We start from the raw sequence: 17,498 nt of genomic DNA on the forward strand, positions 1-17,498 counted from the left end.
CCGTCTCGAGAAAAAGAGGCGGCTTTTTTTATGTCAATGTGCTAACATGGATAAGTGAAAAAAGTAAGGAGCAGCGCATATGATTTATTTCGACAATAGTGCAACAACGATGCCGGATCAATCGGTACTTGATACATTTATAAAAGCAAGCACACGTTTTTTTGCGAATCCATCGTCACTTCATTATCCGGGAATGGAAGCAGAACGGTTTCTTGAGAAAGCGCGCGGCCAAATTGCAGCGCTGTGCAGGGTTTCTGCCCAGGAGATTATTTTTACATCGGGCGGGACAGAATCGAATAACCTGGCGATTAAAGGCGCGGCACATTTTTATAAAAGCAGAGGGCAGCATATTGTTACGACCGCAATCGAACATCCATCTGTATTTGAAGCGTGCAGGGATCTTGAAAAAGAAGGATTTCAGGTCACATATGTAAAACCAAAAGCGAATGGTGTAATCGACATAGCAGACATTAAACGAGCGATGACGAATGAAACAATCCTTGTATCGGTCATGCATGTGAACAATGAAACCGGTGCAGTGCAGCCGATAGAAGGGATTGGCCAAATGCTTCAACATTATCCGCAGACGCTTTTTCATGTTGATGCGGTACAGGGATTTGGAAAAGTGCCACTCGACTTAAATAAATCCGGTATACATCTTATGTCTGTATCCGGTCATAAGCTGCACGGATTAAACGGAACCGGCTTTTTATACAAGCAGAGTAATGTTCAACTTGCTCCGCTGCTGTCGGGCGGCGGGCAGGAAAGTGGTTTTCGCAGCGGAACAGAACACACAGCCGGAGCCGCGTCATTAGCAAAAGCGGCACGTCTTGTAATGGAAACGAATATGGATCCGGTTAAACGCATCACCCGCTGGATTTATGATGAACTCGCTGCCCGCTCAAACATTGTTATTCACACACCCATTGGTGAGGCCGCACCACATATTTTGAATGTATCTTTGCCAGGCATAAAAGGGGAGGTGCTCGTGCACGCTCTGGAGCAGGAAGGCATCATTGTCTCAACAACAAGTGCTTGTTCCTCCAAACAGACAAAGCCGAGTCGTACACTGCAATTAATGAATGTAAATAGTGACCTGGCTGCTTCCGCCATTCGCATTAGCTTGTCATCCCGCAATACATTGCAGGAAGCTGAACAATTTATCGAAGCGCTGGATCGAATCACTCCAGCGCTCGCAAAAAAAAGGAATGAACGAACATGAAGTATGACCGCGTATTGATCCGTTACGGCGAAATGTCGACGAAAGGACGAAACCGGAGTAAATTTACAAATAAAATGAAAACAAATATTAAGCGCCTTTTAAAAGACGACCGCATTCAGGTGGAAGCACAGCGTGACCGCATGTTTCTTTATTTAAATGGCGCATCGTTCGACGATGTAAAAGAAAAGCTTATGCACGTGTCAGGCATTCAGTCATTCAGCCCGGTTGTGAAAACAACACAGGATCTAGATGAAATGAAAGAAGCAGCCCTTTCTCTTGTTGAAAAAGCGATGAACGGAAAACCGGCTTCATTTAAAGTGAATACACGCCGCGCCGACAAGCAATTTCCACTGGATACACATGAATTAAATCATGAAATTGGCGGACATGTTTTACGTGAAACGAATGACTTAACGGTTGATGTGCGTCATCCGGATTTTATATTAACAGTTGAAGTTCGGGCAGAGGCCGTTTATTTATCGTCTGAAACGATTCCTGGAGCGGGAGGGATGCCAGCCGGTGCTGCCGGAAAAGCAATTCTGCTATTATCAGGTGGACTCGACAGCCCGGTTGCCGGCTACATGATGATGAAACGCGGTGTTGAAATTGAAGCCGTTCACTTTTTCAGCCCGCCCTATACGAGTGACCGGGCAAAGCAAAAAGTGATCGATTTAGCCAATGTGCTGACAACATACGGCGGGAATGTCCGGCTGCATATCGTTCCATTTACACATATTCAGGAAACAATTCATAAGCAAGTGCCGGAAAACTATACGATGACATCGACACGGCGGATTATGATGCGGATCGCAGATCGCATTCGTGAGCAGACGGGTGCCTTGGCCATTGTTACTGGAGAAAGCCTCGGGCAAGTAGCCAGCCAAACAATGGAGAGCATGGCGGCCATTAATGATGTAACCAACACGCCGGTTCTTCGGCCGCTAATTGCAACGGACAAGCTTGACATTATGAATATTGCACGCAAAATCGGCACGCATGACATTTCAATTTTACCATTTGAAGACTGTTGTACGATTTTTACACCGGCAGCACCAAAAACAAAGCCGAAAACGGAAAAAGTCCAATTTTTTGAAAGCTTTTTAGATTTCGATCCGTTGATTGATGAAGCCGTTCGATCAACGGAAACGATTCTGCTTCCGAACAACGAATCGGAAATGGATGACTTGTTATAAAAGACCGCGCCAGTTTCCGGCGCGGATTTTTCCAGGGATATATTTCGGGTATAGAAATAAATGAGGTGAATACATGCAAAACGAACGGAAATCCGGCATGATGTATACAGCTGGATCGTATGTGATTTGGGGATTGATCCCGATTTATTGGAAGCTGATCAGTGATGTGTCTGCCAATGAAATATTGGCGAACCGTGTGATTTGGTCATTTGTTTTTATGATCATACTGCTCGTGCTGATGAGAAAGCTTGCACCGCTTAAAAGCGTATTGAAAGAGATTACAATTCATCCAAAAAAAGCACTGGCACTCGGGGCGGCCTCATTCTTAATCAGCATTAACTGGTTTGTTTTTATTTGGGCAGTGAACAATAACCATATTATTGAAACGAGTATGGGCTATTATATTAATCCGCTTATGAGTGTGCTGCTCGGGGTTGTCGTGCTAAAAGAATCGCTTTCTAAGGCGCAAGTCATTTCTTTTTTGCTGGCCGCATGCGGGGTTTTAATTATGACATTTTCGTATGGTTCTTTTCCATGGGTATCATTATCACTGGCGATTTCATTCGCTCTTTATGGCTTAGCCAAAAAGATGATTCGGATGGATGCGGCGGTTGGCTTGACAATTGAAACAGCCGCTGTCACCCCGTTTGCCGTTTTATATCTATTGTTTTTATCAAGAAAAGGCAGTATTCAATTGTTTTCAGGCGATATCCAGACAGATCTTCTCTTAATGGGCGGTGGTGTGCTCACGGCGATCCCTCTTCTTTTATTCGGGCATGGGGCACAAAAAATTCCGCTTTATTTGATCGGCTTCCTGCAATACATTGCGCCAACGATGACGCTTTTGCTCGGCGTTTTTATATACAATGAACCATTTACGCCATCGCAATTGCTTTCTTTTGTTTTTATTTGGAGCGCGCTTGCTGTCTTTACATTTGCCCAGATAAAAAGTGTTCAAAAGAAAAAAGCGGTCGTTTAGCCCTTTTTCATTGCAATCGGAGTACGTGATTCAGTATGATGTATGTATAATGCTGAATTTGGAGGGAATAAACAATGGCAAACGTAACATTTAAAGGAAATCCAATGACATTGATTGGGAACGAGGTAAAAGTGGGGGACAAAGCTCCGGATTTTACGGTGTTGGCAAATGACTTGTCAGCTGTCACACTTGCTGATACATCAGGCAAAGTTCGTTTAATCAGTGTAGTGCCTTCTATTGATACAGGTGTATGTGATGCGCAGACACGCCGTTTCAATGAAGAAGCGGCAAAAGTGGACAACGTTGAAGTGCTGACTGTTTCAGCTGACCTTCCATTTGCTCAAAAGCGCTGGTGCGCCGCAGCTGGTCTGGAAAATGTAAAAACATTATCAGATCATCGGGACTTTTCATTTGCTGAAGCGTATGGTGTTGGCATGAAAGAACTTCGCCTTCTGGCACGTTCTGTTTTTGTGATTGACTCCAGCGATACAGTTACATATGTGGAGTATGTCGGTGAGGGAACAGATCACCCGGACTACGACGCGGCGATTGAAGCAGCGAAAGCAGCAAACTAATTCAGTACAGGCTCGTTCACAGCCGGCTTTGACATTTTGTCGGAGCCGGCTGTTTTTTGCGAAATGAAAGTGAGGATCTTTTTTATGACACAGGAATTAACAGTAGAAAAATTGTTTACCGTAATGAATGAATCTGCCGAACTTATGAGCAGGCTTCTATCGATTTCATATTTAGAAGCGCTCGGTGAAACAGCAGAAAATCTCTTTCACGGCTACGTCGTGCAGGAAGAATTAAATGAAATGGATGAAAAACGGCTTCAAAAGTTATACAGTGAGGTTCAACTGGAACACTATTCAAAAGAAGCGATCCGAAAGTCGTACCAGCTGGCCATTTTGAAAGGTATGAAAGAGAATGTTCAGCCGAATCACCAAATGACGCCGGATTCAATCGGTTTATTTATCGCGTATTTATTAAGAAAAAGCATAGGGACAACGAAGACGTTTACGCTGCTGGATCCGACGATCGGAACAGGAAATCTCGTCACAACGGTATTAAATGAATTTGATGGAAAAGTGGAAGCGCACGGTGTCGATCTTGATGATGTGTTATTAAAGCTTGCCTATGCAGGGGCAAACCTGCTCCACCATCCGATTACATTATACAATCAAGATGCACTAGAACCGCTGTTAATTGATCCAGTAGATGTGGTTGTTTGTGATTTGCCTGTAGGGTATTACCCGAATGATAATCGGGCATCTTCATACAGGCTAAAAGCAGACACTGGTCATTCATATGCCCATCACTTGTTTATTGAGCAAAGCCTGCAGCACACTAAACCGGGTGGGCAGCTGTTTTTTGTCATTCCGAATGGTCTCTTTGAATCACCGGAAGCGAAAAAGCTGCAGTCCTTTTTAACAGAAGAAGCGTATATTGAAGGTGTGATTCAATTGCCAGAAACGCTTTTTAAAAATAAACAAGCGGCAAAAAGCATTTTAATGATCCGCAAAAAAGCACCAGGTGTAAAAAAGCCGAAAGAAGTGCTGCTCGCAGCCATGCCATCATTAACAGATAAAAAAGCAACAGCGGCGATCATTCAAAAAATTGATCGGTGGTTCAGTGAACATCAGAAAGGATGACAGCGATGTGGACGAAAAGAGACCACTTGTATTGGAATCAGCTGATGGATTGGGAGCAGCAGCTGGTTTCAAGTCGGGGCAATGAAACAGAGGAGAATGATGCCCTCGACAGGATCACAGCCTTCATGACGGATGATATGCAGGATCGATTTTTTATGCAGGTGGATCAATCAATAGAATGGATTCATTCGTTTTTGCAAAAAGAAATGCTGCAAACAGAAGTGCGAGGCCGAATACTCTTGACAGCCCGGATCTTTCGAGATGATATTGAAACGGTAGAGCAGCTGCGCAGTCTTACAATTGACCAGCTTCATTACATAAGCCGTCAACAAGCTTCCAGAAATCATGCAGCCGCGGCAGTCCAAGGAGCTATCACAGGAACAGGAAGTTTGGTACCGATAGCCGCAGATCTTCTTTCTATGACCGCTATTGGGCTGCACGCGATTCAAACAAACACTCTTTCATATGGTTTTGATCCAAGTCATCCAATTGAAAAAGAGAACATCCTTCATCTCTTTCACGTCTCTTTGCTTCCTGATCATCTGAAAGCAGATGGATGGGCACAGCTTATCACAGAAGTGGAAGAAGGAATTGCTTCTATTTCTGATGGCAGCTGGGCGATGGATAAAACGATGCTTCAAGAACCATTGCGTCACGCATTGAAGCTGGCGGCTGTTCGAACGCTGCGTCATCAAACCATATCGGGCGTTCCGCTTATCTCAATGGCGATCGGAGCCGGTGCCAATTATCGGGCAGTTAAACAAATGACTACTTTTGCTGAACGATATTATCAATACCGCTATTTGCATGAAAAAAAGAACCGGAGCTGACTACAGCCGGTTCTTTTTATTGATGCATTTTTTCATTGGCATATACATCGGGTACGATTCTGAACCAAAGCCATAAATCATTAATAACCGAGGCGAGCTCGCTAATGTCTGTATTGAGCTGGCATGATCGGTCAAAATCCTCTTCATTATTCAAAGCGGCCTGCTTCTCAATAATATGTACTTCAAGTTCTTGAATGCGATCCGGAATCTTCCCCCGAATCATTTCCCATTTATGCATAATTTCCTGCCGCTCTTCTATTGGATAGTCAAGCCATTCCCGTTTGAGAAAGGGGACTGAAATCCCGAGGCGTTTATCATGATGAAACATGGAGTCACCTGCTTAATTGAGTTTCTTCTATAATAGTAAAAAGTGTTTGAAATAGCAAAATAACCGAATATACATGATTTCTACATAAATAAACAAAAAACTGTATTTTTTTTAGAAAAGCACTTGAAAGACCGTGGGGAACATGATATTCTTTATACATGTTAATAGAATAAAAATAAAATTAAATGAATAATTATACTGTTGTTTGCAATTAAGAGGAGGAAATAATAGATGGGTAAGAAAGTTGTTCTCGCGTATTCAGGTGGTCTTGATACATCCGTTGCGATCCCGTGGCTGAAAGAAAAAGGGTATGATGTTATCGCGGTGTGCCTTGATGTCGGCGAAGGAAAAGATCTTGAATTTATTAAAAACAAAGCGCTTCAAGTAGGGGCAGTTGAAAGTTATATGATCGATGCGAAAAAAGAATTCGCTGAAGATTTTGCACTTATTGCGTTGCAGGGCCATACATGGTATGAAAACAAATATCCGGTTGTATCCGCTTTGTCTCGCCCGCTTATTTCTAAAAAATTGGTCGAAATTGCAGAGCAGGAAAATGCAACAGCTGTTGCACATGGCTGCACAGGAAAAGGAAATGACCAGGTTCGTTTCGAAGTAGCGATCCGCGCGTTGAATCCGGATCTAGAAGTTTTAGCGCCTGTTCGTGATTGGGCTTGGTCACGTGAAGAAGAAATCGAATATGCGAAGCAGCACAACGTACCAGTGCCGATTGGAAAAGAAAGCCCGTTTTCGATTGACCAGAACCTATGGGGTCGCGCCAACGAATGCGGCGCTTTAGAAGATCCTTGGGCGGCACCACCGCTTGATGCATATGACTTAACAGCTCATTTAGAAGATACACCAGATACGCCGGACATTATCGAAATTGATTTTGAAGAAGGTGTTCCAACAGCTGTAAACGGCGAGAAAATGGAACTGGATCAATTGATTCTTCACTTAAATGAAGTAGCAGGCAAGCACGGAGTTGGCCGTATTGACCACATTGAAAACCGTCTTGTCGGTATTAAATCACGTGAAGTGTATGAAACACCGGGCGCAACAACGCTTATTACTGCACACAAAGAGCTTGAAGACATTACACTTGTAAAAGAACTTGCTCACTTTAAACCGGTTATCGAAAAGCGTTTAACTGAAATCATTTATGATGGTCTTTGGTTCAACCCGATTCGGGAATCACTTGTTGCTTTTTTGAAAGATACACAAAAATATGTAACAGGTACAGTGCGTGTGAAACTCTTTAAAGGGCATGCTATTGTTGAAGGAAGAAAATCGCCATATTCATTGTATGATGAAAGCTTGGCTACTTACTCTAAAGACGATGCGTTTGATCATGCATCTGCGGTTGGTTTTATCAATCTATACGGCCTTCCAACGGTTGTCAGCTCGCGCGTTCATAAAGAGAAGGGGCTTAAGTAATCATGACGAAAAAGTTATGGGGCGGACGGTTTCAAAAATCAGCGGAAGAGTGGGTAGACGAATTCGGAGCGTCCATCTCATTTGACCAGGAGCTCGTTTTCGAAGATATCGAAGGCAGCATCGCCCACGTGACCATGCTTGGTGAGACAGGCATTTTAACAAACGAAGAAATGAATCAAATCAAGTCAGGGCTTGAGGCTTTAAAGAAGAAAGCCGAAGCCGGTGAAATCGAGTTTTCGGTTTCACTTGAAGATATTCATTTAAACTTAGAAAAAGCATTAATTGATTCGATTGGTCCTGTTGGCGGAAAGCTTCATACCGGAAGAAGCCGGAATGATCAAGTCGCAACAGACATGCATTTGTACTTGAAGAAGCAAGTCAAAGACATTATCGGATTAATCAGCCAGTTCCAGTCGGTTTTAGTGGAGAAAGCCGACAAGCATAAAGAAACACTTGCGCCGGGCTACACACATTTGCAGCGTGCGCAGCCGATTTCATTTGGTCATCATTTAATGACATATTTTTGGATGCTGCAGCGCGATAAAGAACGGTATCAGGAAGCATTAAAACGGATTGATGTGTCACCGCTCGGGGCAGGGGCACTCGCCGGCACGACGTTCCCGATTGACCGTCAGCGTTCTGCGGAGCTGCTTGGGTTCTCAAATGTTTACCAAAACAGTATGGATGCGGTAAGTGACCGCGATTTCATTCTTGAATTTTTAAGCGCATCATCCATTTTAATGATGCACATGTCGCGTTTTGCAGAAGAAATCATTTTATGGTCAAGTCAGGAGTTTCGCTTCGTCGAGATGGACGATACGTTCTCAACCGGCTCAAGCATTATGCCGCAAAAGAAAAATCCGGATATGGCAGAATTGATTCGCGGCAAAACAGGCCGTGTATACGGCAATCTGTTCAGCTTGCTGACGATTTTGAAAGGGCTGCCTCTTGCCTATAATAAAGATATGCAAGAGGATAAAGAGGGTATGTTTGATACCGTGCATACGGTTCTTGGTTCTCTGAAAATTTTTGCGGGAATGGTCGATACAATGACGGTAAATGAAGACCGCATGAAAGACGCCGTGCAAAATGATTTCTCCAATGCGACAGAGCTTGCGGATTACCTGGCTGCAAAAGGCATCCCATTCCGTGAAGCGCATGAAATTACCGGCAAGCTTGTATTTACGTGTATCCAAAAAGGATGCTTCCTGCTTGATTTGTCGATGGAAGAGTTGAAAGAAGCATCAAATGTCATCGAAGAAGATATTTACGGCGTTCTGTCACCGTACGAAGCAGTCAAGAGAAGGAAGTCTCTCGGCGGCACAGGGTTTGACCAAGTCGAAAACCAAATTCAAGCGGCAAGAGAACTGCTAAAATAAAAAAGTGTAAGGCGCCTGCTTATCGGCGACAAGCATAAGACTAAGACTGGCGGAGGCGCTTTTTGTCTCCAGAAGCGCTGGCTTATGACCTTGAGCCGATGGAGCTGGGAGCTGGATTAACAAAAAACCGCCAAAGAAGTGGCGGTTTTTTTATGCATGCAGTTATTCATCAATATCATCAGTACGGACAATTAATACATCACAGTTGGCTGCCCGTGTAATATGCTCGGAAACGCTTCCGATTAAAAAACGTTCCATTGCGTTTAATCCAGTGGCGCCACAGATGATCAAATCTGCTTCTACTTGTTTCGCTATATCTTTTGGGATGATTGATTTAGGAGAACCATATTCGACAAACGTATTTACATGTGTCACACCAGCTGTTTCCGCTTCTTTTTTATAATCGTTAAGAAGCTCGTTTCCGTATTTTGTTGCGCGTTCAGCGATGGAGCGGTCGTACGCCTCGATGGCGGCAAATGAACGGGTGTCAATGACATGAACAAGGTTTAGCGAAGCACCATTTCGTTTTGCGATTTGAACAGATTTTTTAAAGGCCCATTCCGCTTCTTTTGATCCGTCAACGGCTACTAATACGTGCTTATACTTCAACATAAGTCATTCCCCCTTATAGTTACATTTTACAACAAAAATATAAAATAAAAAGTGATAAGCTAAACATTCTGAAAATAATCTATTATTTTAAAAGAGAAGTATGACTTCTTCTTCAAGTCAGGTTTTAAGTGTCTTTGAAAAGGGAAATATGTCATAATGCTTTTAAGAAAGAAATGTGTGAAAATGCTTAACAAAAGGGAAGGGGACTAAACATGAAAGTATCATTTCACGGACATTCGATTGTGAAAATTGAATCAAACGGAAAAACGGTGTTGATCGATCCGTTTATTACTGGAAACGACTTGACGGATTTAAAAGCAAACGAACAAAATCCGGATTTTATCGTGCTGACGCATGGGCATGGCGACCACGTAGGCGATACAGTAGAGATTGCTAAGCGAAGCGGTGCGCTTGTTATTGCTGTGAACGAGCTGGCGCTTTATTTACAGCATCAAGGTGTTAATGCGCATCCTATGCATATAGGCGGCAGCCGTGAATTTGAGTTTGGAAAAATTAAATTTACCCAGGCGTTTCATGGCTCTGGTCTTCAGCAGGAAGATGGAACGTTTTTATACATGGGTATGCCGGCTGGGGTTCTTATTATGAATGAAGGAAAAACCGTCTATCATGCAGGGGATACTGGCTTATTTTCTGATATGAAATTAATTGCTCAACGTCATCCAATTGATTTGGCTTTCCTGCCAATCGGTGATAATTTTACGATGGGACCTGAAGATGCGGCGATCGCGGCGGAATTTTTACAGGCGAAAACAGTCGTGCCGATTCATTACGACACCTTTCCCCCAATTAAGCAAAACCCAGAAGACTTCACGTCGAAAGTGAAAAACGGGAGCGGGAAAGTAATGAATGCCGGAGATATAATCCAATTATAAAATCAGAGCTGTCTCAGAGGAGGCGGCTTCTTTTTTTTCGCTTTGTTTTGGTCTATAATTAAGAAAGGAATGAGAGCGGAAAGGGACTGGTGGGGCTATTGATAACGAAACATGAACAAATTCTTCAGTACATTGAGGAATTGCCGATCGGCGAGAAGATTTCCGTCCGCCAAATTGCCAAGGCACTTTCGCTTAGTGAGGGAACCGCCTACCGGGCGATTAAAGATGCTGAGACAAAAGGAATGGTCAGCGCGATTGAACGTGTCGGAACAATCCGGATCGAGCAAAAGAAAAAAGAAAACATTGAAAAGCTGACATTTGCAGAAGTCGTCAATATTGTCGATGGGCAAGTGCTGGGCGGGCGAAACGGACTACATAAAACATTAAATAAATTCGTCATCGGTGCAATGCAGCTGGAAGCGATGATGCGCTACACAGGTCCAGGCAACTTGTTAATTGTCGGAAACCGGGTGAAAGCCCACGAACTTGCGCTGCAAGCTGGTGCGGCTGTTTTAATTACTGGCGGATTTGAAGCAGGCGATGAATTGAAGAAGCTGGCGGATGACCTGGAGCTTCCGGTCATTTCGACAAGCTATGACACGTTCACCGTTGCGGCCATGATTAACCGGGCTATTTACGATCAGCTTATCAAAAAAGAAATTGTGCTTGTCGGTGATATTTTAACACCGGTTGAAAGCAGTGTTTTTTTGGAGCTGGGTGATACGGTCGGTGACTGGCTTGATAAAAACAGAGAAACATCGCACAGCCGATTTCCAGTAGTCGATGAACATTTAAAGGTATTTGGTATGGTTACAGCGAAAGATATAATGGGAAGCGGCCGGGAAATGCTGATTGATAAAGTGATGACGAAACATCCGATTACGGTCACACTTAAAACAAGTGTTGCCTCAGCCGCGCATATGATGATTTGGGAAGGAATTGAATTGCTGCCGGTCATTGATGAGCAAAACCGCTTGCAGGGGATTGTCAGCCGACAGGACGTCTTAAAAGCGATGCAGATGGCACAGCGTCAGCCTCAAGCGGCCGAAACGCTCGATGATACGATCGCCAAGCAGCTTATTTTGCCTGAAGATCAAGAAGCGGGTGGAGGCTACCAATTTGATGTAACACCGCAAATGACCAATCAGCTTGGTACTATTTCATATGGTGTTTTTACAACCATCGTCACAGAAGCGGCGAATCGGGCATTACGTGCTCACAAACGCGGGGATCTCGTTGTTGAAAATATCACCATTTACTTTTTAAAGCCGATTCAAATGGAATCAACGCTGACCATTTTTCCAAAAGTGCTGGAGATCGGCCGGAAATTCGGGAAAGTGGATGTGGAAGTATACAACACGGGTGTGCTGGCAGGCAAAGTAATGATGATGTGCCAATTAATCGACCGCTAACAACAAATTGAAAAAAGCAGGCTGATATGCCTGCTTTTCCATCCGTTATCGATCCAGTTCTTCCGCTTCCTGCCGGGCAAAGGGTAAATAGTGCTTATACATTTTGAAGCCTGCAATCATACTGGCGAATCCGTATAAGATAAAAATAGCCGCGACAATATAAGCGGTCATTGTTTGCTGAATGAGCAGCGTATTGACGCCAAACATACCGACAAACAATCCAAGCACCATGCTGGATTTCGCAGACAGCCATTTTCGCTCCATTGGCCGTCTGCTGCGGACATACTGAACTTTATAAAACAAATAAAAAATAAACGATAAAACAATAATTACGACTAAAAAGAAATTGGGCATCCAACATATTCCTCCGTTTTTTTACTCTCGTTTTATTGTAACGGGAATAGCGGCGGATTTCCACCGGAAACGAGCCTTTAGAGAAGGGGAAAAGACTTGAAACAACACATTATCGACAAAATTAAACAGTATGACACAATCATTCTGCATCGCCATGTGCGTCCTGATCCAGATGCATACGGATCGCAGGGAGGTCTTGCCGAAATTATTAAAGCAACGTTTCCGGAAAAAACAGTTTATACTGTGGGCGAAGAAGAGCCGACTCTTTATTTTATGCGCCGTCTTGATCAGATTGAAGACAGTGTGTATGAAAATGCGCTTGTGATTGTATGTGATACGGCAAACCAGGCACGGATTTGTGATCAGCGCTACAAGCTTGGTAAAGAAATCATTAAAATCGACCACCACCCGAATGAAGATCCGTACGGCGATTTGCTTTGGGTTGACGTGGATGCTGCGGCGTGCAGCCAGATGATTTATGAGCTGTATAAGACGTCTGAAGGCCAGCTGAAAATGAGCGACGCTGCGGCACGCCTTCTATATGCAGGCATTGTCAGCGATACAGGGCGATTTTTATACTCGTCGACAACGATTGATACGATGCAATATGCCGGTGAGCTCATGCAATATACGTTTGATCGTCAGGAACTGTTTAACAATATGTATGAGAAAGACGCACACGTGTTGAAGTTAGAGGGCTACATTTTGCAGCATTTTGACATAGACGATTCTGGTGTTGCTGAAGTGCGCTTAACGAAAGAGCTGCTTCAAAAGTTTCAGGCGACACAAGCGGAAACATCGCTCCTAGTCAGTATTTTAGGCAGCGTCAAAGGCATTCGGTCCTGGGTGTTTTTCATTGAAGAAGAAGATCAGATTCGCGTCCGGTTCCGTTCGAAAGGGCCTGTTATTAATGGTCTCGCCATGAAGTATGGCGGCGGCGGACATCCTCTAGCTGCAGGTGCCAGTATTTACTCATGGAAAGAAGCAGATCAAGTGCTGGCAGATTTAAAAACACTTGTTGCTGGGCAATAAAAGGAGAATTTTTTCTCCTTTCTTTTATATAAAAAAAAGAACATACATTCACATAACCGGAAGGAGTGAAAAATGATGATCCATTTGGAAACGGAAACGGCATACAGCTTTCGGGGAGCGACTCTTACGCCTGAGAAGATCGCCCAAAAAGCGCAGGAAATGGGCAGCAAGGCAATCGGGCTGACTGACTGGAACAACCTTCATGCGGCCATTCCTTTTTACCTTGCCTGCAAAAAGAGAAATATTAAGCCTATTATTGGGTTAAAAGCAGAAGTGGAAGCCCAGCAGGTAAGCGGGCAAGCTTTTCCGCTTCTTTTGTACGCGCAGAATGATATAGGTTTTTCCAACTTGACCAAAATCGCAAGTGCTCTGCAAACGAAAGCGAAAAGCGGTCTCCCGCTTCGGTGGCTTAATGGATATGCAGAAGGAATCATTGCGGTGCTTCCCGGACTCGATGGCGATCCTTCTGAAGAAGCGGCGGCTCATTTTAAGCAGTTGTTCAGCCACTTTTATATTGGTCTTCGGGGGGGCAGCCGTGAGCGTTTTTTAATTGAAAAAGCAAGAGAAAGCAGCATTCCGGTTGTTGCGATTGGCAATGTGCAATACGCACATACAGAAGGTGCTTTTGCGTCCAAATGCCTGCAGGCGATTCGAGAAAACCGGCTTATTGACCCCGAAGAAGAAGTAGCGGAAGCGGTATATGCGTTTGCGTCAAGCGCACAATTAAAAGATACATACAAAGAGATGCCAGAAGCAATCGAAAACACGGAGGCCATTGCCGAACTTTGCCATGTAAACATTGAGTTCGGCAGCCGGCTGATTCCCTCTTTTCCGCTTCCGGATGGTGAAACCGCTGATGATCGTCTAAAGAGGTTGTGTATGGAGGGGCTTTCGGAAAAAAACAGTCTTTACATGAAGCGGCTTTCCTATGAGTTATCGGTTATCAGCAAAATGAATTTCAGCGACTATTTTCTAATCGTTCATGATTTTATGCAGTATGCAAAAAAGCAAGGCATGCTGGCAGGTCCCGGCCGGGGGTCGGCTGCAGGGTCTCTCGTGGCTTTTGCATTAGGAATCACAGCTGTAGATCCCATTCATTACGACCTTTTATTTGAGCGGTTTTTAAACCCGGAGCGGATCACCATGCCGGATATTGATATTGACTTTCCAGATCATCGCCGAGATGAAGTCATTCAATATATCGCTGATAAATATGGCGCTGTTCATACGGCGCAAATTGTTACATTCGGTACACTGTCAGCAAAAGCGGTTATGCGTGATACGGCGCGTATATTCGGCTTTAACACAGCGGAATTGTCCCGGTTATCAAAGCTCATTCCGTCTGTTCCAGGAACGAAGCTTTCACAAATCAACTTAAGCGGCTGGCGCGCTGAATCACAGGTAAACGAACGAATTTATCAAACAGCGCTTCATTTAGAGGGACTGCCGCGCCATACGTCTACACATGCAGCCGGCGTGATTATTTCAGAAAAGCCGCTGACGGATTATGTACCGATTATGGATGGGCACGATGGTGTTTACTTAACGCAATATCCGATGGAGCCGCTTGAAATGCTTGGATTGTTAAAAATGGATCTGCTCGGTTTACGTAATTTGACGACGATTGAACGAATTTTAGCTTCAATTAAAAGAAAAACCGGCAAAAAAATAGATTTATTATCGCTTACACTGGATGACCCGCTTGTTTTTCAATTGCTCGGACAAGGAAAAACAGCTGGTGTTTTTCAGTTTGAATCGGACGGAATGAGAAACGTGCTCATGAATCTCCAGCCAAACCGGTTTGAAGATATGGTAGCGGTCAACGCATTATATCGTCCCGGTCCGATGGAGCAAATCCCCTTATACATTAAACGCCGTCATGAACAAGAGGAGATCAGGTATTCACATCCAATTTTAAAAGACATCCTGGAACCGACATATGGCATTATCGTTTATCAGGAACAAATTATTCAAATTGCTGTTAAATTAGCCGGTTTTTCGCCTGGTGAGGCTGACTTGCTTCGCCGTGCTGTGAGCAAAAAGAAAAAGGAAACGCTGGAAAAGGAAAGGCGGCATTTTGTCAGTGGCGCCAAACAAAACGGTATTGACGAAAAAACAGCCGTCTACGTGTATGACTTAATTGTCCGGTTTGCCGATTACGGATTTAATCGCAGCCATGCGGTTGCATACAGTATGATTGCATATTGGCTTGCCTGGCTCAAAGCACACTACCCGGCACATTTTCTTGCAGCACTGCTTCAATCACAAACTGGAAATGAAGAGAAACTGCGGCAATATGCAGCAGAAGCAGCTGAATACAACCTGCATTTTCTTGCACCATCCGTCAATTGGAGCAGTTTTTCGTTTCAAGCGGATTCTGATGGTATCCGATTCGGCCTCGTGCCAGTAAAAGGTGTCGGACAGCAGTCAGCCAAAGCCATTATTGACGAGCGAAAAAAGGGACACTTTCGCGACTTATTTGATTTTTGCCAGCGAGTGCCGATCGGTGTCGTGAATCGAAAAGTAATTGAATCCTTAATTTATGCCGGCGCTATGGACGAATTTGGTCAAGATCGCGCCGTGCTTCTCGCCAGCATCGATGCTGCTTTTGAACATGCCGCGCTCATCCAGCCCGACGAAGGAAGTTTATTTGAGGGGCTCGGCGTTTCATTTCACCCGAAATACGCAGATGTACCGGATCTGGAAAGTGACACAAAGCTTGAAAAAGAAAAAGAGATGCTCGGTCTGTATATATCGGATCATCCGGTAGCGATGTATCGTTCGATGCTGAGCCAGGCAGGAGCCGTTCCACTGGCGGAGCTTCGGAAAAGCCGAAACATCATCGTTGCTGGAATGGTTGGGACCGTTCGTGAAATTCGGACGAAGAAAGGAGAGAAGATGGCATTTTCTTCTTTTATCGATGAGACAGGAGAGAAAGAGGTCGTTTTATTCCCCGACACATACCGGAAATTCGGAGCACTTATTGAAAAAGGACAAGTTGTACTGGCATTTGGATCGACAGAGGAAAGAAATGGAACGCTGCAAATTATTATTAAGTCTATAGAATCAATTAAAGATGGCTTGAACAAAATCATGGAAGAAAAACAAACGCTGTATATTCAACTGCAGGAAGGCAAAGGAGAAAGCAGGCTGGCAGAATGGGTCGTTGACGAATTGCAGCGCTGCCCGGGCCGTGCTTCTGTCGTCATTCATTATGAACGGACAAAAGAGACAGTAAGACTTGGAACGAAATATAAAGTGTCGCCAACAGCTGAATTAATAGATGAATTAAAAAAGAAGTGTGGAGCCAAAAATGTCGTTCTTAAATCATTTGTCTAACCTTTACAATTGCTTTTGAATCGTTTAAAGTATTATAGTGAATTATGTGGTCTGACCACTGGTATGGCAAGATAGGGGAGATGTCAGGATGTCAAATCAGGAAGAAGCACGCCAGATGCATAAAGAAAACCAGGGTGAATTGTCTACTGGAATTAAAACGGTTGTCAAGAATGCAAAGGATCTAAGCCTTGCGTACTCGCCTGGTGTGGCACGCCGTAAAGCAAATCCAGAAGATGTGCATCAAAAAACAATGCAGCTATCATTGATTGGCAAAGGTGAATAAATGAAAGATTCATCACGTCCGCCTTCTAAATTTTTGGCAGCTATTTCGCAAATTCAGGAAATGATTAAAACAGACCGTCTTCAATGCGGGGATAAAATTCCATCAGAGCGAGAACTGTCAGACCGGCTTTCAATCGGGCGTTCATCGGTTCGGGAAGCGCTGAGGGCTTTGGAACTGCTGGGGCTCATTGAAACACGGCGCGGTGAAGGGACTTTTCTGCGCGATTTTACAGATCACCAGCTTGTCCCGCTCATTGGCACATTTATTTTTGATGGTGAACAAAACAAAGAAGATGTTCGGGACGTTAAAGCGATATTGGAATTAGGATGTCTCGCTATCTTATCTAGAAAATCCAGCTTCGATTTTAACGAGTCAGGGAGTTCTTTTCAGCAAAAAATAGAAGCAGCGGATAATCGTTTGCTCCAAAATATATGGATGATCATTTCCGATTATGCCGGGAGTGATCCGGACAACGAACGTCTTCAAGAGCTGCTGGCTGCGGCCAAACAAATCCAGTATTCAGAGGGCCAGTAAAGGGGTGGAACAGTGGCGATTA

General features: G+C 44.1%; 17 protein-coding genes. 14 read left to right on the forward strand and 3 right to left on the reverse strand.

Going from position 1 to position 17,498, the window contains the following annotated elements:
• Positions 1-79: 79 nt before the first annotated feature.
• The 6 genes from BA724_RS11110 to BA724_RS11135 all read left to right on the forward strand — a co-directional run bounded on the left by BA724_RS11110 (position 80) and on the right by BA724_RS11135 (position 5,876).
• Complete coding sequence (locus tag BA724_RS11110; protein WP_069938741.1) at positions 80-1,222, forward strand: cysteine desulfurase family protein; 1,143 nt, start codon at positions 80-82, stop codon at positions 1,220-1,222.
• The gene (thiI, locus tag BA724_RS11115) at positions 1,219-2,415 is read left to right on the forward strand and encodes a tRNA uracil 4-sulfurtransferase ThiI (RefSeq protein WP_069938742.1); all 1,197 of its coding nucleotides are present in this window, start codon (positions 1,219-1,221) and stop codon (positions 2,413-2,415) included. Before BA724_RS11110 ends, thiI begins: the two co-directional genes overlap by 4 nt.
• A 73-nt stretch (positions 2,416-2,488) precedes the next feature.
• Positions 2,489-3,394 (forward strand): EamA family transporter RarD, encoded by a 906-nt coding sequence (gene rarD, locus BA724_RS11120; RefSeq protein WP_069938743.1) that lies wholly within the window; start codon positions 2,489-2,491, stop codon positions 3,392-3,394.
• A gap of 74 nt (positions 3,395-3,468) precedes the next feature.
• A complete protein-coding gene (tpx, locus tag BA724_RS11125) occupies positions 3,469-3,969 on the forward strand; it encodes a thiol peroxidase (RefSeq protein ID WP_069938744.1) in 501 nt (166 codons plus the stop codon).
• A gap of 84 nt (positions 3,970-4,053) precedes the next feature.
• Complete coding sequence (locus BA724_RS11130; RefSeq protein WP_069938745.1) at positions 4,054-5,046, forward strand: class I SAM-dependent methyltransferase; 993 nt, start codon at positions 4,054-4,056, stop codon at positions 5,044-5,046.
• Between the two features lie 5 nt (positions 5,047-5,051).
• Positions 5,052-5,876: an EcsC family protein gene (locus tag BA724_RS11135; protein WP_069938746.1), complete on the forward strand. Its 825-nt coding sequence runs from the start codon at positions 5,052-5,054 to the stop codon at positions 5,874-5,876.
• A 16-nt stretch (positions 5,877-5,892) separates the two neighbouring features.
• Here the strand turns inward: BA724_RS11135 and BA724_RS11140 are convergent, their stop codons facing one another.
• Positions 5,893-6,204 (reverse strand): hypothetical protein, encoded by a 312-nt coding sequence (locus tag BA724_RS11140; RefSeq protein ID WP_069938747.1) that lies wholly within the window; start codon positions 6,202-6,204, stop codon positions 5,893-5,895.
• A gap of 231 nt (positions 6,205-6,435) precedes the next feature.
• On the opposite strand from BA724_RS11140, the gene BA724_RS11145 reads away from it, so the two are divergent.
• Both BA724_RS11145 and argH read left to right on the forward strand, forming a co-directional pair.
• A complete protein-coding gene (locus BA724_RS11145; protein WP_069938748.1) occupies positions 6,436-7,638 on the forward strand; it encodes an argininosuccinate synthase in 1,203 nt (400 codons plus the stop codon).
• 2 nt (positions 7,639-7,640) lie between these two features.
• A complete protein-coding gene (gene argH, locus BA724_RS11150) occupies positions 7,641-9,017 on the forward strand; it encodes an argininosuccinate lyase (RefSeq protein ID WP_069938749.1) in 1,377 nt (458 codons plus the stop codon).
• A 162-nt stretch (positions 9,018-9,179) separates the two neighbouring features.
• Here argH and BA724_RS11155 read toward each other — a convergent pair whose 3' ends face one another.
• Positions 9,180-9,629 (reverse strand): universal stress protein, encoded by a 450-nt coding sequence (locus tag BA724_RS11155; RefSeq protein ID WP_069938750.1) that lies wholly within the window; start codon positions 9,627-9,629, stop codon positions 9,180-9,182.
• A gap of 212 nt (positions 9,630-9,841) precedes the next feature.
• Here BA724_RS11155 and BA724_RS11160 point away from each other — a divergent pair, with 212 nt between their 5' ends.
• Together BA724_RS11160 and BA724_RS11165 are read left to right on the forward strand one after the other, a co-directional pair.
• Entirely contained in the window at positions 9,842-10,522 is a 681-nt protein-coding gene (locus tag BA724_RS11160; RefSeq protein ID WP_069938751.1) for a metal-dependent hydrolase, read from the forward strand.
• 98 nt (positions 10,523-10,620) lie between these two features.
• Positions 10,621-11,934 carry a CBS domain-containing protein gene (locus BA724_RS11165; protein WP_069938752.1) on the forward strand — a complete coding sequence of 438 codons (1,314 nt, stop codon included), beginning with the start codon at positions 10,621-10,623 and terminating at the stop codon, positions 11,932-11,934.
• Between the two features lie 45 nt (positions 11,935-11,979).
• On the opposite strand, the gene BA724_RS11170 is transcribed toward BA724_RS11165, so the two are convergent.
• Positions 11,980-12,288 (reverse strand): YtpI family protein, encoded by a 309-nt coding sequence (locus tag BA724_RS11170; protein WP_069938753.1) that lies wholly within the window; start codon positions 12,286-12,288, stop codon positions 11,980-11,982.
• A gap of 96 nt (positions 12,289-12,384) precedes the next feature.
• Between BA724_RS11170 and BA724_RS11175 the strand changes: the two genes are divergently transcribed.
• From BA724_RS11175 to BA724_RS11190, 4 genes are all read left to right on the forward strand, one after another.
• Positions 12,385-13,320, forward strand: a complete 936-nt coding sequence (locus BA724_RS11175) for a DHH family phosphoesterase (RefSeq protein WP_069938754.1) — start codon at positions 12,385-12,387, stop codon at positions 13,318-13,320.
• Between the two features lie 72 nt (positions 13,321-13,392).
• The gene (dnaE, locus tag BA724_RS11180; RefSeq protein WP_069938755.1) at positions 13,393-16,659 is read left to right on the forward strand and encodes a DNA polymerase III subunit alpha; all 3,267 of its coding nucleotides are present in this window, start codon (positions 13,393-13,395) and stop codon (positions 16,657-16,659) included.
• 88 nt (positions 16,660-16,747) lie between these two features.
• On the forward strand, positions 16,748-16,942 hold the full coding sequence (locus BA724_RS19130; protein WP_069938756.1) for a hypothetical protein: 195 nt from the start codon (positions 16,748-16,750) through the stop codon (positions 16,940-16,942).
• Complete coding sequence (locus BA724_RS11190; protein WP_069938757.1) at positions 16,943-17,476, forward strand: FadR/GntR family transcriptional regulator; 534 nt, start codon at positions 16,943-16,945, stop codon at positions 17,474-17,476.
• The last annotated feature ends 22 nt before the right edge of the window (positions 17,477-17,498 follow it).

This window comes from Domibacillus iocasae (genome assembly GCF_001750285.1).
In the GTDB taxonomy this organism is placed as follows: domain Bacteria; phylum Bacillota; class Bacilli; order Bacillales; family Domibacillaceae; genus Domibacillus; species Domibacillus iocasae.

What these genes read in the sequence shown, in the direction of transcription:
- BA724_RS11155 (WP_069938750.1), bottom strand. Translation starts at nt 9,629, where the DNA reads ATGTTGAAGTATAAGCACGTATTAGTAGCCGTTGACGGATCAAAAGAA.
- argH (WP_069938749.1), top strand. Translation starts at nt 7,641, where the DNA reads ATGACGAAAAAGTTATGGGGCGGACGGTTTCAAAAATCAGCGGAAGAG.
- rarD (WP_069938743.1), top strand. Translation starts at nt 2,489, where the DNA reads ATGCAAAACGAACGGAAATCCGGCATGATGTATACAGCTGGATCGTAT.
- BA724_RS11140 (WP_069938747.1), bottom strand. Translation starts at nt 6,204, where the DNA reads ATGTTTCATCATGATAAACGCCTCGGGATTTCAGTCCCCTTTCTCAAA.
- BA724_RS11130 (WP_069938745.1), top strand. Translation starts at nt 4,054, where the DNA reads ATGACACAGGAATTAACAGTAGAAAAATTGTTTACCGTAATGAATGAA.
- BA724_RS11170 (WP_069938753.1), bottom strand. Translation starts at nt 12,288, where the DNA reads ATGCCCAATTTCTTTTTAGTCGTAATTATTGTTTTATCGTTTATTTTT.
- BA724_RS11145 (WP_069938748.1), top strand. Translation starts at nt 6,436, where the DNA reads ATGGGTAAGAAAGTTGTTCTCGCGTATTCAGGTGGTCTTGATACATCC.
- BA724_RS11135 (WP_069938746.1), top strand. Translation starts at nt 5,052, where the DNA reads ATGTGGACGAAAAGAGACCACTTGTATTGGAATCAGCTGATGGATTGG.
- BA724_RS11160 (WP_069938751.1), top strand. Translation starts at nt 9,842, where the DNA reads ATGAAAGTATCATTTCACGGACATTCGATTGTGAAAATTGAATCAAAC.
- BA724_RS19130 (WP_069938756.1), top strand. Translation starts at nt 16,748, where the DNA reads ATGTCAAATCAGGAAGAAGCACGCCAGATGCATAAAGAAAACCAGGGT.
- BA724_RS11190 (WP_069938757.1), top strand. Translation starts at nt 16,943, where the DNA reads ATGAAAGATTCATCACGTCCGCCTTCTAAATTTTTGGCAGCTATTTCG.
- dnaE (WP_069938755.1), top strand. Translation starts at nt 13,393, where the DNA reads ATGATGATCCATTTGGAAACGGAAACGGCATACAGCTTTCGGGGAGCG.
- thiI (WP_069938742.1), top strand. Translation starts at nt 1,219, where the DNA reads ATGAAGTATGACCGCGTATTGATCCGTTACGGCGAAATGTCGACGAAA.
- BA724_RS11110 (WP_069938741.1), top strand. Translation starts at nt 80, where the DNA reads ATGATTTATTTCGACAATAGTGCAACAACGATGCCGGATCAATCGGTA.
- tpx (WP_069938744.1), top strand. Translation starts at nt 3,469, where the DNA reads ATGGCAAACGTAACATTTAAAGGAAATCCAATGACATTGATTGGGAAC.